This window comes from Salinarimonas sp., from assembly GCF_040111675.1.
Classification (GTDB): domain Bacteria; phylum Pseudomonadota; class Alphaproteobacteria; order Rhizobiales; family Beijerinckiaceae; genus Salinarimonas.
Genome location: NZ_CP157794.1, coordinates 2,810,692 through 2,825,085, shown reverse-complemented (window position 1 = coordinate 2,825,085; position 14,394 = coordinate 2,810,692). Strand labels below are relative to the sequence as shown.

Sequence of the window (14,394 nt, the reverse complement as noted above, 5' to 3'; positions counted from 1 at the left end):
CTGACCTCCCCTCGAATCGCGTAAGGAGTGGCGCATGGCTGACGCCGACGACACGCTCGCGCCGGAGATTGCGGCCGTCGGCGTCTCGCAGGCGAGCCCGCCCCCTGTGTTCCGCGACGAGGAGGACGGGGGGGTCTCCCGCGGCTTCCTCGACGCCGTACGCGCGGCGCTCGAGGCGCAGGACGGGGAGGGCCTGCGTTCCCTCGTGGGCGACCTGCACGAGTCCGATCTCGGCGATCTCATCGAGGCGCTCTTCCAGGAGGAGCGGCTCGCGCTCTTCGCGCTCTACGGACCCGACCTCGACTTCACCGCGCTCACGGAGGTGGACGAGACCATCCGCGTCGCGATGCTGCGCGAATTGCCGACCGAGCTCGTCGTCGACGGCATGCGCGAGCTCGACATCGACGACGCGGTCTACATTCTCGAGGATCTCGAGGACGAGGAGAAGTTCGAGATCCTGCAGAAGCTGCCTGCCATGGAGCGGGCGGCGCTGCAGCGCTCCCTCGACCTGCCGGAAAACGCCGCCGGCCGGCGCATGCAGACGCAGTTCATCGCCGTGCCGCCGTTCTGGACGGTCGGCCAGACGATCGACTTCATGCGCGAGAGCCAGGACCTGCCGGAGACCTTCTACGAGATCTACGTCGTCGATCCCACGGTGCGGCTCAAGGGCTCGGTCTCGCTCGACCGCATCCTGCGCACGCAGCGCCCCAAGCGCATCGCCGAGATCATGAACCCTGCCGAGCACGCCATCCTCGCCACCGACGAGCAGGAGGAGGCCGCGCGCGTGTTCCAGCGCTACAACCTCGTCTCCGCCGCCGTGGTCGACGCGGCGGGGCGCATGGTCGGCGTGATCACCGTCGACGACATCGTCGACGTGCTCGAGGAGGAGGCGGACGCCGACATCAAGGCGCTCGGCGGCGTCAAGGCGGACGAGGAGCTCTCGGATTCCGTCTGGTACATCACCCGCTCGCGCTTCACCTGGCTGTTCGTCAACCTGCTCACCGCCATCCTCGCGTCGGTGGTGATCGGCTTCTTCGCCGAGGCGCTGGAGCAGATGGTGGCGCTCGCGGTGCTGATGCCGATCGTCGCCTCCATGGGGGGCAACGCGGGCACCCAGACCATGACGGTGGCCGTGCGGGCGCTCGGCACGCGCCAGCTGGGCCGCGCCAACGCCATGCGCATCGTGCGCCGCGAGATCGTGGTAGGGCTCCTGAACGGCGCGGCGTTCGCGGTGCTGATGGGGATCGTCGCCGCGGTGTGGTTCGACCTGCCGAGCCTGGGACCGGTGATCGGCCTCGCGCTCGTCATCACGCTCGTCTCCGCCGCGCTCGGCGGCATCGTGATCCCGCTCGTCCTCGACCGCTTCAAGATCGACCCCGCCGTGTCGTCGGGCCCGTTCGTGACGACGGTGACGGACGTGATCGGGTTCTTCGCCTTCCTGGGGATCGCGAGCGTGTGGTTCGGGATCGGCTGACCCACGGGCCGCCGCCGTCGCGTCAGAGCCGCGAGACGTCGACCACGGGCTCGTTCCCCGCCGCCTTGCGGATGTTGCCGAAGAACTGCCGCGCGCTCTCGCGCCAGGTGAAGGTCTCGCCGTAGGCGCGGCAGCGATCGCGGGGGATCTCGAGCGCGGCGAGCGCGGCGGCCCGCAGGTCCTGGTCGAGCACGCCGCAGCCGCTGTCGCCGACCACGTCGAGCGGGCCGGTGACCGGGTAGGCCGCGATCGGCAGGCCCGAGGCCAGCGCCTCGAGCAGCACGATGCCGAACGTGTCGGTGAGGCTCGGAAAGACGAACACGTCGGCCGAGGCGTAGACCTCGGCGAGCGCCTCGCCGGTCTTCGCGCCCAGGAACACCGCGTCCGAATGCTTGCGCTCGAGCTCGGCCCGCGCCGGGCCGTCGCCGACGACGACCTTGGTCCCGGGCAGGTCGAGGGCGAGGAAGGCGCCGATGTTCTTCTCCACGGCGACGCGGCCGACATAGAGGAAGATCGGGCCGGGCGCCTCGACGACGCGGCGCTCGCGGGGGCGGAACAGCTCGGTATCGACGCCGCGGCCCCAGCGCAGGATGTTGGCGAAGCCCCGCTGCCGCAGGTCCGCCTCGAGGGAGTCCGTCGCGACCATGATGCCGCGCCCGGTATTGTGGAAGCGGCGGATCGCCCGGTAGATCCAGCGTTCGGGGACCGGCGCGCGGGCGGCGACGTATTCCGGGAAGCGGGTGTGATAGCTCGTCGTGTAGGGGAAGCCGTGGGCGAGGCAGATCTTGCGCGCCCCGATCCCGATCGGGCCTTCGGTGGCGATGTGGATGTGGGTGGGCGCAAGCTCCTCGATGCGCCGGGCGATGGCCCGCGGCCGCGCGAGCGCGAGGCGGATCTCGGGATAGGTCGGCATCGGCACGGAGCGGAAGTCGCTCGGGGTGACGAGGCTCACCTCGGCGCCGAACTCGGGGGCGAGCTCCGCCATGTATTCCAGCGAACGCACGACGCCGTTGATCTGCGGACGCCAGGCGTCCGTCGCGACGAGAAGGCGCATCAGGCGACGGCTTTCGAGCCCGCCGCCGCGGGGGCGATCTCGGCGTCCCGGCGCCTGGCGAGGCGGGCGGGCCGAACGGGCTCCGGCGCGGGCGCCTCGCCGTCGGCGGCCTCGGCGGCCTCGGCGGCCATGGCCTCGACCCAGCGGATCAGCTCCAGCCGGCCGTCGTAATGCTCGACGACGGCCGTGCAGCTCTCGACCCAGTCGCCGCAATTGAGGTAGCGCATCCCGCCGATGTCGCGCTGGGCGGCGTGGTGGATGTGCCCGCAGACGACGCCGGTGGCGCCCTGGTCGCGGGCCTCCTCCACCAGGAACTCCTCGAACTTGGAGATGAAGTTCACCGCGTTCTTGACCTTCAGCTTGGCCCACGCCGAGAGCGACCAGTAGGTCAGCCCGAGCCGGCGGCGCACCACGTTGACGTAGGTGTTCGATACGAGCGCCAGAGAGTAGGCCCAGTCGCCCAGGTGCGCCAGCCACTTCGCGTGCTTGACCACCATGTCGAACTGGTCGCCGTGGATGACGAGGAGCCTCTCCCCGGCGGCCGTCTCGTGAAGCGCCTTCTCGCAGACCTCGATGCCGCCGAAATTGGCGCCGATATAGTCGCGCAGGAACTCGTCGTGGTTCCCCGGCAGGTAGATCAGCCGCGCGCCCTTGCGCACCTTGCGCAGGAGCTTCTGGACCACGTCGTTGTGCGATTGCGGCCAGACCCAGCCCTTCTTGAGCTTCCAGCCGTCGATGATGTCGCCGACGAGATAGATCACGTCCGCATCGTAACGGCGCAGGAAGGCGAGCAGCATGTCGGCCTGGCAGTCGCGCGTGCCGAGATGGAAATCCGACAGGAACAAGGTCCGCACGCGGATCGATTGATCGTCTTCGGTCACTCTTCAGCTCCGCTCCGGCGGTTTTCCGGACAAGAACCGATTCTCCATTGCACTTTGATGACGAGGCGGCGCGCTCTCCGCGGATGCGGGCGATCCGCCGCACCGCTCGTTGCGCGCGGCATGCGCGGGACGCGCATCGGAGGGCGCACGGACGGCTCTTCTCCCGCCTGGGCGCGCATGCTTCAAGAAAAGGCGACCTCCCGGAATCCGGCCCCGTGAAACCCGCCCTCGGCGTCAGCCTCAAGATCCTCTCGGCCCTCGCCTTCACCCTGATGGCGGCGAGCATCAAGCTCGCCTCGGCGACGTACCCGACCGGGCAGCTGATCTTCTTCCGCTCGGCCTTCGCGCTCGTGCCCCTGATCGCCTGGCTCGCCGTCTCGGACGCGGTGGTGAACGCGGTGCGCACGCACAACCTCAAGGGCCATCTGCTGCGCTCGATCATCGGCGCGACGGGGATGGTGCTCGGCTTCTCCGCGCTCGCCTATCTGCCGCTGACGGAGGCGGTGGCGATCGGCTACGCCGCGCCGCTGATCGTGGTCGTGCTGGCGGCGCTCCTCCTGAAGGAGACCGTGCGCGCCTATCGCTGGTCGGCGGTCGGCGTCGGCTTCGTCGGCGTGCTGATCATGCTGAGCCCGCGGCTCGGGTCGGAGGGGCTCGCGGAGGGCGCGAGCGTCGGCGCGCTCTTCGCCATCGGCGCGGCCTGCTGCACGGCGGGCGCGACGATCCAGGTGCGCCGGCTCACCGCGACCGAGCGCACGGGCGCCATCGTGTTCTACTTCACGGCCGTGACGACGCTGATCGGGCTTTCGACCGCGGCCTTCGGCTGGATCATGCCGACGCCCCTCGACTTCGCCATGCTGATCGGCATCGGCATTCTCGGCGGGATCGGGCAGATCCTGCTCACCGAGAGCTATCGCTACGCCGACGCCTCCCTCGTCGCGCCCTTCGAGTACACGACCATGATCTGGGCGACACTGCTCGGCTGGTTCGTCTTCGGGCAATGGCCGGAGGCGGCGGTGATCGCGGGCGCCGTGCTGGTGACGGCGTCGGGCATCTTCGTGATCTACCGCGAGCGCAGGCTCGGCCTCCAGCGCCGCAAGGAGCTGGAGACGTCCTCGCAGCGGCCGGGATGAGGCGCGCGCCGCCATCTCCCCGAGGGGAGGTGGGCCGCGAAGCGGCCCGGAGGACCGCACCGAACGAAAACGCCCCCTCCCGGAGGAGGGGGCGCGCCGCAGGCCGAGCGTGCGGCCGGCGGATCAGAAGTCCATGTCGGGCGCGCCGGCGGGGGCGGGGGACGCCTTCTTGGGCTTCTCGGCGATCATCGCCTCGGTGGTGACGAGGAGGCCGGCGACGGACGCCGCGTCCTGCAGGGCGGTGCGCACCACCTTCACCGGGTCGATCACGCCGAAGGCGAACATGTCGCCGTAGGCGCTGGTCTGGGCGTTGAAGCCGAAGGAATAGTCGGCGTTCTCCAGCACCTTGCCGACGATGACCGAGCCGTCCTCGCCCGCGTTCAGCGCGATCTGGCGGGCCGGCGCCTGGATCGCGCGGCGCACGATCTCGATGCCGGTCTTCTGGTCGTCGTTGGCGGGCTTCAGGTCCGCCAGCGCCTTCACGGCGCGCAGCAGCGCGACGCCGCCGCCCGGCAGCACGCCCTCCTCGACCGCGGCCTTGGTGGCGTGCATCGCGTCGTCGACGCGATCCTTGCGCTCCTTCACCTCGACCTCGGTCGCGCCGCCGACGCGGATCACCGCGACGCCGCCGGCGAGCTTGGCGAGGCGCTCCTGCAGCTTCTCGCGGTCGTAGTCCGAGGTGGTCTCCTCGATCTGCGCCTTGATCTGCGCCACGCGCGCCTCGATGTCGGCCTTGGAGCCGGCGCCGTCGACGATCGTGGTGTTCTCCTTCTCGATCACCACCTTCTTGGCGCGGCCGAGCATGTTCAGCGTGACGGTCTCGAGCTTGATGCCGAGATCCTCGCTGATCGCCGTGCCGCCGGTGAGGATCGCGATGTCCTGGAGCATGGCCTTGCGGCGATCGCCGAAGCCCGGCGCCTTCACGGCCGCGATCTTGAGGCCGCCGCGCAGCTTGTTGACGACGAGGGTGGCCAGCGCCTCGCCCTCGACGTCCTCGGCGATGATGACGAGCGGCTTGCCCGACTGCACCACCGCCTCGAGCACGGGCAGCAGCTCCTGGAGGTTCGAGAGCTTCTTCTCGTGGATGAGGACGTAGGCGTCCTCGAGCTCGACGCGCATCTTCTCGGCGTTGGTCACGAAGTACGGCGAGAGGTAGCCGCGGTCGAACTGCATGCCCTCGACGATGTCGAGCTCGGTCTCGAGGCTCTTGGCCTCCTCGACCGTGATCACGCCCTCGTTGCCGACCTTGGCCATGGCCTCGGCGAGGAAGCGGCCGATCTCGGAATCGCCGTTCGCCGAGATGGTGCCGACCTGGGCGATCTCGTCGTTGTTGGTGACCTTGCGGGCGTTGGCCTTGAGGTCGGCGATGATGGCCTCCACGGCCATGTCGACGCCGCGCTTGAGGTCCATCGGGTTCATGCCCGCGGCCACCGCCTTGGCGCCCTCCTTGACGATCGCCTGGGCGAGGACCGTCGCCGTCGTGGTGCCGTCGCCGGCGAGGTCGTTGGTCTTGGACGCGACCTCGCGGACCATCTGCGCGCCCATGTTCTCGAACTTGTCGGCGAGCTCGATCTCCTTGGCGACGGTGACGCCGTCCTTGGTGATGCGGGGCGCGCCGAACGACTTCTCGATGACGACGTTGCGGCCCTTCGGGCCGAGCGTCACCTTCACCGCGTCGGCGAGAATGTCGACGCCGCGCAGCATCTTGTCGCGCGCGTCGGCGGAAAACTTGACGTCCTTGGCAGCCATTTTCGTCACTCCGAAAGAGACATGACGTTGATATCGGGGGGATCAGGCGGCCTTCTTCGCCGCCTCGGACGCGTCGAGCACGCCCATGATGTCGCTTTCCTTCATGATCAGGAGGTCCTCGCCGTCGATGCGCACCTCGGTGCCCGACCACTTGCCGAAGAGCACGCGGTCGCCGGCCTTCACCTCGAGCGCGACCACCTCGCCCTTCTCGTTGCGGGCGCCGGGACCCACCGCGACCACCTCGCCCTGCTGGGGCTTCTCCTTGGCGGTGTCGGGGATGATGATGCCGCCGGCGGTCTTCTGATCGGCCTCGATGCGGCGAACGACCACCCGGTCGTGCAGGGGACGGAACTTCATGGCTTCTCAGTCTCCGTTTGTGATGCGAGATCGTCATGATCCTCACCGGACGGGTGCGCGCGGATGTCGCGCCGCGCCCCGTCCGGACGCCGAGGTAATCCGGCCATGGCCGCGCTTCAAGAGGGGGAGCGTATATTTTTGGCACTCGATCGGTCGGAGTGCTAGCATCCGGCCGCGGAAGCGTGGCAGCACTCTTTCAGACATGCTGCTAACGCCTTGATTTCATGCAGGAAAGTGCATTCCGAGGCTTGAGCGTCGCCGCTTCTGTGGCATCATGGTCGCCAGCCGGATATCGCGTCGGGACGTGACGCTCCGCGCGGCCGGCGTCTATCGCCGCACGCACGGAGGAGCCCGATGGCGTCGACCGCGTTCGTGAAGCAGCTCGAGGGCTACGGCCTGACGACGGCTCATATCCTCTACCGCCTGCCGGACCACCCGGGCATCCTGCAGACCTACGTCTGGCAGGATTACGACCTCGCGCCGGACTTTCCCGAGCTGAAGGGCTTCCTCGATTTCTGGGAGCGCGAGCTCGAGGGGCCGCTGCATTCCGTCAGGGTCTCGCACGAGCGGCTGATCAAGCCGGCGGAGTTCAAGGCGGTCGACGGGATGCTGACGCTGCACTGAGGATCGCCGCGCCCATGGCGCGGGCCGGGGGGAGCCTCTATATGCGGGGCGCCCCCACTCGGACCCGGCTCGCACGTGCAGCGCACCTCCCAGATTCTCGAACGGCTCGTGGCGGACGAGCCGGACCCCACGATCACCCTCGGCGAGATCGTCCGCCGCCTGCGGGCGCGGGCCTTCGGCGTGCTGCTGATTCTCTTCGCCGCGCCGATGCTGATCCCGACGCCGCCGGGCTTCTCGACCGTGGCGGCGATCCTGATCGTCCTCGTCGCCTTCCAGTTCCTGATCCTGCGCCGCTCGCTCTGGCTGCCGCAGCGGCTCGCGCGGCGACCCGTCCAGACCGCCTTCCTGCAGCGGGTCGTCGCCTGGACCGCCCCGAAGCTGCGGCGGATCGAGCGCTTCGCCAGGCCGCGCGCCATCGGCATGACGCGGCTGCGTGCGCGGCGCCCGCTCGGGCTGCTGATCCTGGTGCTCGCCGCCATCATGGCGCTGCCGATCCCCTTCATCGGCAACACGCCCCCCGCCATCGCCATCGTGCTGATGGGGTTCGGCATGATCGAGCGCGACGGCGCCTGGGTGGGCGCGGGGATCGTGGTGGGGCTGCTCGCGGTGGGGCTGATCGCGGGGCTCGGGCTCGGCCTCGTCACGGCTCTGGAGGCGTGGGTGCCGGCCGCGTGGCTCGCATGGCTGCCGGGGTGACATCGCGTGCAGACGCTCGCGCGCTCCTCACCCCGCGAGATAGCGTCCGACCGCCTCGAGCCCGCCCACGGCGTCGAGCGAGAGCGCGAAGCCGGCGGCGATGAGCCCCGCGCCGACGATCTTCGCCGCGCGCTCGGTCGCGATCGTCTTCTCCGCCGCCATGATCGCCGAGAAGACCGCCATCCAGACGAGGTTCATGGCGCCGAGCACGACCAGCACCGCCATCATCGCCCAGCAGCAGCCGACGCAGCGCGCGCCCTGCGCGAGGCCGAGCCGGAAGACCGCGCGACGGCTCGCCAGCCAGCCGGAGGCCTGCGGCCTGAACGGCGCGCCGACCGCGACGAGGCAGGAGAGCTTGAACGCGGTGAACTGGTAGAGCCCCGCCGCCCCGAGCGCCGCCCCGCCGAGCACGCCGAGGAGCCGGTCGGGGAGCTCGACCGCGGCGAAGCCCGCCGAGACCGCCGTCTGCGCCACCGCCACCACGACGGAGAGCCCGATCCACACCACGAGATAGCCCGCGCCGAGCACCAGCGGCGACACGGCCCGCAGCCCGGCGGCGCGCGCGTCCTCAGCCTTCTCGGCGTAGCCGACGAGGAGCGCGCTCGCGGTGGGCAGCATCATGGCGACGCTCATGGCGATCCACAGGCCGATGGAGATCGCGACCGCCGAGAGCGCGGCCGCGAGCGAGGGCGCTTCCAGCACGGCGGCGGGCGTGCACAGGGCCTCCAGAAAGGCGTCCGCCCCGCCGCCGCGGCGCACGGCCTCCATGAAGAGCACGGCCCAGCCGATGAGCGTCAGCACGCTTATGGAGACGAGCGCGACCGGAACCGGGCGCTCCCAGAGGCGGGGCGGGCTCTGCAGGGTCTCGGCGGGATGGCTCACGGCTCTCGTGGTCCCTCGGCTGACGCGGCGCAACGGCTTATAGCACTTCCCGAATCTAGACGCAGCGGCGGCGAGGCGCGTTGACGCGCATCAATCGCCTCGACGCTGTTTCCGCGCTAGGTGTGGGGTCGAGACGGTTCGAAGGAGGACGTGCGCGATGGCCGAGAGAACGTTCGACGTGGTCGTGGTGGGCGCGGGCGCGGCCGGGCTGACGGCGGCGCTCGCCTTCGCGCGGGAGGGCTACGACACCGCCCTGGTCGGCCCGGTGCGCGCGAATCGCGACGGGCGCACCGTGGCGCTGCTCGACGGCTCGGTGAGCTTTCTCGAGGCGCTCGGCGTCTGGGACGCGCTCCTGCCCCACGCGGCACCGCTCGAGACGATGCGGCTCGTCGACGCCACAGACAACCTGTTCCGCGCCCCCACCGTCGACTTCAAGGCGCACGAGATCGACCTCGACGCCTTCGGGTGGAACATCGAGAGCGCGACGCTGGTCGAGACCCTGGGCGAGGCGATCGCCGAGGTCCCGAACCTGACGCACCTGCCGGTCGCGGCCGAGGGCCTCGGCGGCGTCCAGGCGGTGATCGCGCCGGGGGACGACGACGCCGGGGAGGGCGCCGGAGACCGGCGCGCGGTGCGCCTCGCCGACGGGACCTCGCTCCTCGCCCGGCTGATCGTCGCCGCCGACGGGCGCGGCTCGACGCTGCGCGAGGAGGCCGGCATCCGCCCCCGCACCTGGTCCTATCCGCAGAAGGCGCTGACCACGATCCTGGCGCACGCGCGCGATCATCGCGACGTCTCGACCGAGTTCCACACCCGTCACGGCCCGTTCACGCTGGTGCCGCTGCCGGGCCGGCGCTCGAGCCTCGTCTGGGTGACGGCGCCGGAGAAGGCCGAGGACCTGATGGCGCTCGACGATACGGCGCTGGCCCGCGCCGTCGAGAAGCAGGCGCGCTCGCTTCTGGGGGCCATGTGCGTCGACGGCCCGCGCGGGATCGTGCCGATGTCCGGGATGGCGGTGCCGCGCTACACGGCCGAGCGGATCGCGCTCGTGGGCGAGACGGCGCACGTCTTCCCGCCGATCGGCGCGCAGGGGCTCAACCTCGGGCTTCGCGACGTCGCATCGCTGCGCGACGCGGCGGTGGAGACCTCCTTCGGCGATCCCGGGGCGCGCGCCGCGCTCCAGGCCTACGAGCGCTCGCGCGCGGTCGACGTGCGGCTGCGCACGACAGGGGTCGACCTCCTCAACCGCACGCTGCTGGCCGGCATCCTGCCCGCCGACTTCCTGCGCGGCGCGGGCCTGCACGCGCTCTCCTTCGTCGGCCCGCTGCGGCGGCGGCTGATGAAGGAGGGGGTGACCCCGACCTTCGGCACGCCCCAGCTGATGCGCCGGCGCGAGGCGCGCGCGGTTGCGTTCTGAGGCGTCGGGGCTCGTCAGTCCCCGGTCGGCCCCTCTGCGCGGGGAGGGCGCGCGCGTCGGCGGCTCGGGCCCCGAGATCGCGCCCGTCGCGGTCACGCGAAGGCGTCGAGCCTCCCGTAATCCCCGACCAGCAGCCGCCAGGGGGCCTCGTCCTCCTCGATCGTGGGGAAGCGTCCGACCGGATCCTCGAAGACGTTGTCGGTCTCGTCGTCGTTGACGGTGGAGACCTCGCCGACGAGCACGTCGCCGGCCTCGCCCCAGAAGGCGTGCCAGACGCCCGGCATCAGCGTGATGCTCTCGCCCGGACCGAGGGTGACCACGCCGCCGGCCTCGACCTCGCGCATGACGCCGTCACAGGGAACCCGCACCAGGGCCGTGCGGTCGATGCTCCCGTCGGGGGCGGGCGCGAAGAGCTGCAGCGCGAGGCGGGCGCCGTCGCGGGCGCCGCGGACGATGATGTCCTCCGCCTTGACGTCGTGGCGATGCATGGGCCCGAGCTGGTCGTGGCCGACGATCATCAGCTTTTCGGCGTAGAGCATGCCGCGGCCCCGCGCGAGGTCCTGCTTGCGGCCGTTGCGCAGGGTGAACAGGACGAGCCCCACGGCGTCGAAGCGCCCGAGCCCGTAATCCGTCACGTCCCAGCCGAGCCGCGCCTCCATCAGATCGGCGATGCGCGCGCGCTCGGCCGCGAAGCGCGCGGGCGGCCAGTCCGCGAAGGGCGGCAGCGCGAAGCCGAAGGAGCGCACGAAGGCGTCGGCCTCGCGCAGGACGGAATTGATTTCGGAGCGGCGCATGACGATCTCCCACGCAGCGACGCGCGCACGCTAGCCGGGCCGGGCGCGCGCCGGAAGAGGGGCCCGGGGGCAGGACAACGAGCGATGATCGTCACCACCACCAACAGCATCGAAGGCCGGCAGATCGTCGAGTATCACGGCATCGTCTCCGGCGAGGCGATCTTCGGGGCCAACATCTTCAAGGATTTCTTCGCCTCGATCCGCGATGTGGTCGGCGGGCGCTCCGGCTCCTACGAGCGCGTGATGCGCGACGGCCGCGACACGGCGATCAAGGAGATGGTGGAGGAGGCCCAGCGGCTGGGCGCCAACGCCGTGATCGGCGTCGACCTCGATTACGGCGCCATCGGCGCCAAGGAGAGCATGATGCTCGTCACCGCCTCGGGCACGGCGGTCACCCTGCGCTGACCGCGCGCCCGTTCGGCACGCCGCGCACCAGCAGCGCGCCGACCGCGAAGAACACGATCAGCACGGCGGGCCCGGCGGCCTGCGTGTCGAAGATCCGCGTGAACGTGGCCACCAGGAACGGGCCGACGAAGGCGGTCAGCTTGCCCGAGAGGGCGAGGAGGCCGAAATAGCGGCCCGCGTCCTGCGGCGGCGCGAGCCGCGCCAGCAGCGAGCGCGAGGAGGCCTGCAGCGGCCCGGCGAGCGCGCCGATGACGAGGCCGAGCCCGAGGAAGACCTTCTCCGGCGCGGTCTCGTAGAGGCCCGCGCCCGTGCCCGGCGCGGTGGCGATCACGAAGAGCATGCGCGTCTCGCCGAGCGAGAGGATGCCGAGCGTGACGAGGGCGAGGAGCCCGAGGCAGCCGAGAATCACCGCGCGCGGCCCGATCCGGTCGTCGATGCGCCCGCCGAGGACCGCGCCGAGCGTGCCGGTGACGGTGAGCAGGATGCCGAAGATCCCGAGCTCGACGGTGGTCCAGCCGAAGACGCCCGCGCCGTAGATGCCGCCCAGCGAGAACAGCACCACGAGCCCGTCCTGGTAGGCCATGTTGGCCAGGAGGAAGCGCGCGATCGAGACGTCGCGGCGCGCCTCGCCGAGGGTCTCCTTCAGCCGCGCGAGCCCCTCGCGCACGGCCTCGCCCGCGGGCCGGCGGCTGCGGCCGACGTCGGGCGTGAAGAGAACGAGGGGCACGACGAACAGCGCGAACCACAGGGCGGTCAGCGGTCCGACGATCCGATCGCCCTCGCGGGCCTCCGGGTCGAGGCCGAAGGCGGGCTCGAGGCCGGCCAGCGTCAGCCCGGTCTCCGGGCTCGCCGCCAGCAGCGCGAGCACGAGGGCGAGCGAGACGAGCCCGCCGGCATAGCCCGTCGCCCAGCCCGCGCCGGAGAGCCGACCGAGCTTCTCGGGCGGGACGAGGGTCGGCATCATGGCGTTGTTGAACACGCCCGAGAGCTCGGCCGCCACCGTACCCACCGCATAGGCGGCGAGCGCGAGCAGGATCAGCGAGGCGGGAGCGGCCGGGGGCACGAACCACAGCAGCGCGGCGGCGCCGGCCATCAGCGCGCCGAAGGCGAGAACCCACGGCTTCTTGGCGCCGCCGGCATCGGCGACGCTGCCGAGGATGGGCGAGAGCAGCGCCAGCGCGAGGCCCGCCGCCGAGGTCGCGAACAGCCATTGCGACTGGCCCTCGACCGGGTTCTCCGCCACCGCGCTGACGAAGTAGGGCGCGAAGACGAAGGTGACGACGAGCGTGAAGAAGGGCTGCGTCGCCCAGTCGAACATCACCCAGCCGAACAAAGCTCGGCGCGGTGCGCTCTCGCGGGCGCGCCGCGGCGTCGGCGCCTCGGGGGCTGGCGCCGATCGGGGCGCGAGGGCGTCGGGCTGCATGCGGCGTCTCCGGCTGCGCGTCGCCCCGTTCTACACGCGACGGGGCGCCGCGCGCCAGAGCGGCGCCGCGCTCGCCGGAGCCGGCGCGATCAGGCCGTCAGCTTCTCGCGAGTCGCCCGCAGCTCGGCGATCGCCTTCTCCACCTCCGACTTCTGCGCCTCGAGGTGGGCGATCTGCTCGTCGATCTTCTCGACCGAGAGCTTGAGATCGACGACGCCGGGATCGGAGCGGCCGTCGGTGTCGAGCATCTCCTGGATCTCGGCGAGCGTGAAGCCGAGAGCCTTGCCCTTGAGGATGACCGACAGGCGCGCCCGGTCCCGCGCGCTGTAGATCCGCATCGTGCCGATGCGCCGCGGCGACAGCAGGCCGCGGTCTTCGTAGAAGCGCAACGCCCGCAGGGTCACGTCGAACTCGCGGGAGAGGTCGCTGATCAGGTACTCGCGCTCGTCCGCCCCGCTCGCCTCGAGCGGCTTGTCCTTGCGCCGTGTCTTTGCAATCGTGCTCATGGAAACGGCCCCCGAAAGACCTTTCGTGAAAACAGCGAATCCACCGAGGTGCATGCGCTGGGTTGTTCGATCATGCAATGAAAGCGAGCGGGTGGCAAGCTTGAGCTGCGCACTATCGCTCAAGCAACAGGAGCGGGCATCGATGTGTCGATGACGAAGCTCCTGGTGGCGCTTGCCCCAGGGCCGGCCCCGCCCCATGTTGAAGACACGATGAAAGCCCGGATGTCCAGCCAGATCGTCACCGTCGCGGCCGCTGCGGCCGGCGCAGCTCTCGGCCTTCTGGTGCTCGCGTCGACGCCGGCGCAGGCGCAGTTCGGCCGCGAGCCGACCGCCTGCATGGAGATCGCGACGGGCTATGCCGAGCGTCTCGCCCAGCTCGGCGAGGTCGCGCCGCTGATCGAGACGCAGGCCGAGGCGTTGCGCGCCCTCGACGAGATCGCAGCCCGGGAGGACGTGGAGCCCTTCGATCGGCTGCAGGAGGCCGAGGCGCTGCTGCGCGGGCGAGATCTGTGGGACGCCGCCCGCAACATCCGTCGCGTGGTGCGCGCCCTCGACAATGCCAGCGCCGTCGTCGCCGGCTGGCGCGGGCTCTACTGCCCCTCGGCGCGGCCGACGATCGGCGCCGGCCTGGAGGGCCAGGAGCGGTGCGACGCGCTCTCCGCGACCTTCGTCGACCAGCTGCGAATCGACAATCCGAGCCCGCAGGAGCTTCGCGAGCGCGAGCGCCGCGAGGCGGAGCGCCAGACCATCCTCAAGGCCCGAATCACCCGCACCGATCGCGACGACCTGCTCGAGCTCTGGGACATCCGCACCGACGCCTACGACACGCTCAAGACTCTGGAGCGCGCCCTCGTCCTGCAGGAAGCGGGCGAGACGCTGCTCGAGCGCGTGCGCAGCGCCGGCTGCGTCAACGGCGAATCGAGCTGACCCGCGCGCCCCGTTGCGTCTCGGCCCGGCCTCGCGCATAGCTCCCGCATCGCGTCCCCTGCAGGAGCCCGC

General features: G+C 70.9%; 15 protein-coding genes. 7 read left to right on the top strand and 8 right to left on the bottom strand.

Annotated elements, in window-relative coordinates:
• Positions 1 to 34: 34 nt before the first annotated feature.
• Positions 35 to 1,474: a magnesium transporter gene (gene mgtE / locus ABL310_RS13105; RefSeq protein ID WP_349367457.1), complete on the top strand. Its 1,440-nt coding sequence runs from the start codon at positions 35 to 37 to the stop codon at positions 1,472 to 1,474.
• Between the two features lie 22 nt (positions 1,475 to 1,496).
• Here the strand turns inward: mgtE and ABL310_RS13100 are convergent, their stop codons facing one another.
• On the bottom strand, positions 1,497 to 2,528 hold the full coding sequence (locus tag ABL310_RS13100) for a glycosyltransferase family 1 protein (RefSeq protein WP_349367456.1): 1,032 nt from the start codon (positions 2,526 to 2,528) through the stop codon (positions 1,497 to 1,499).
• Entirely contained in the window at positions 2,528 to 3,409 is an 882-nt protein-coding gene (locus ABL310_RS13095; RefSeq protein ID WP_349367455.1) for a UDP-2,3-diacylglucosamine diphosphatase, read from the bottom strand. The genes ABL310_RS13100 and ABL310_RS13095 overlap by 1 nt, the downstream gene beginning before the upstream one ends.
• A gap of 215 nt (positions 3,410 to 3,624) precedes the next feature.
• Here ABL310_RS13095 and ABL310_RS13090 point away from each other — a divergent pair, with 215 nt between their 5' ends.
• Entirely contained in the window at positions 3,625 to 4,542 is a 918-nt protein-coding gene (locus ABL310_RS13090) for a DMT family transporter (RefSeq protein ID WP_349367454.1), read from the top strand.
• 123 nt (positions 4,543 to 4,665) lie between these two features.
• Here ABL310_RS13090 and groL read toward each other — a convergent pair whose 3' ends face one another.
• On the bottom strand, positions 4,666 to 6,291 hold the full coding sequence (gene groL / locus ABL310_RS13085; RefSeq protein WP_349367453.1) for a chaperonin GroEL: 1,626 nt from the start codon (positions 6,289 to 6,291) through the stop codon (positions 4,666 to 4,668).
• Between the two features lie 42 nt (positions 6,292 to 6,333).
• On the bottom strand, positions 6,334 to 6,648 hold the full coding sequence (gene groES, locus ABL310_RS13080) for a co-chaperone GroES (protein WP_349367452.1): 315 nt from the start codon (positions 6,646 to 6,648) through the stop codon (positions 6,334 to 6,336).
• A 354-nt stretch (positions 6,649 to 7,002) separates the two neighbouring features.
• On the opposite strand from groES, the gene ABL310_RS13075 reads away from it, so the two are divergent.
• Both ABL310_RS13075 and ABL310_RS13070 read left to right on the top strand, forming a co-directional pair.
• Positions 7,003 to 7,272, top strand: coding sequence for an usg protein (locus ABL310_RS13075; RefSeq protein ID WP_349367451.1), 270 nt, complete (start codon positions 7,003 to 7,005; stop codon positions 7,270 to 7,272).
• A 75-nt stretch (positions 7,273 to 7,347) separates the two neighbouring features.
• Complete coding sequence (locus ABL310_RS13070) at positions 7,348 to 7,968, top strand: exopolysaccharide biosynthesis protein (RefSeq protein WP_349367450.1); 621 nt, start codon at positions 7,348 to 7,350, stop codon at positions 7,966 to 7,968.
• A 27-nt stretch (positions 7,969 to 7,995) separates the two neighbouring features.
• Here ABL310_RS13070 and ABL310_RS13065 read toward each other — a convergent pair whose 3' ends face one another.
• Positions 7,996 to 8,850, bottom strand: a complete 855-nt coding sequence (locus tag ABL310_RS13065) for a DUF2182 domain-containing protein (RefSeq protein WP_349367449.1) — start codon at positions 8,848 to 8,850, stop codon at positions 7,996 to 7,998.
• Positions 8,851 to 9,007: 157 nt separating this feature from the next.
• Here ABL310_RS13065 and ABL310_RS13060 point away from each other — a divergent pair, with 157 nt between their 5' ends.
• Positions 9,008 to 10,267, top strand: a complete 1,260-nt coding sequence (locus tag ABL310_RS13060; RefSeq protein WP_349367448.1) for a UbiH/UbiF family hydroxylase — start codon at positions 9,008 to 9,010, stop codon at positions 10,265 to 10,267.
• A 92-nt stretch (positions 10,268 to 10,359) separates the two neighbouring features.
• Here ABL310_RS13060 and ABL310_RS13055 read toward each other — a convergent pair whose 3' ends face one another.
• Positions 10,360 to 11,061, bottom strand: coding sequence for a D-lyxose/D-mannose family sugar isomerase (locus ABL310_RS13055; RefSeq protein ID WP_349367447.1), 702 nt, complete (start codon positions 11,059 to 11,061; stop codon positions 10,360 to 10,362).
• Between the two features lie 84 nt (positions 11,062 to 11,145).
• Between ABL310_RS13055 and ABL310_RS13050 the strand changes: the two genes are divergently transcribed.
• Complete coding sequence (locus ABL310_RS13050; protein WP_349367446.1) at positions 11,146 to 11,466, top strand: YbjQ family protein; 321 nt, start codon at positions 11,146 to 11,148, stop codon at positions 11,464 to 11,466.
• Here ABL310_RS13050 and ABL310_RS13045 read toward each other — a convergent pair.
• Entirely contained in the window at positions 11,453 to 12,889 is a 1,437-nt protein-coding gene (locus tag ABL310_RS13045; RefSeq protein ID WP_349367445.1) for an MFS transporter, read from the bottom strand. The two genes, ABL310_RS13050 and ABL310_RS13045, sit on opposite strands and share 14 nt — an antisense overlap.
• A gap of 89 nt (positions 12,890 to 12,978) precedes the next feature.
• A complete protein-coding gene (locus ABL310_RS13040) occupies positions 12,979 to 13,395 on the bottom strand; it encodes a MerR family DNA-binding transcriptional regulator (RefSeq protein WP_349367444.1) in 417 nt (138 codons plus the stop codon).
• A gap of 222 nt (positions 13,396 to 13,617) precedes the next feature.
• On the opposite strand from ABL310_RS13040, the gene ABL310_RS13035 reads away from it, so the two are divergent.
• Positions 13,618 to 14,322 carry a hypothetical protein gene (locus tag ABL310_RS13035; RefSeq protein WP_349367443.1) on the top strand — a complete coding sequence of 235 codons (705 nt, stop codon included), beginning with the start codon at positions 13,618 to 13,620 and terminating at the stop codon, positions 14,320 to 14,322.
• Positions 14,323 to 14,394 lie beyond the last annotated feature (72 nt).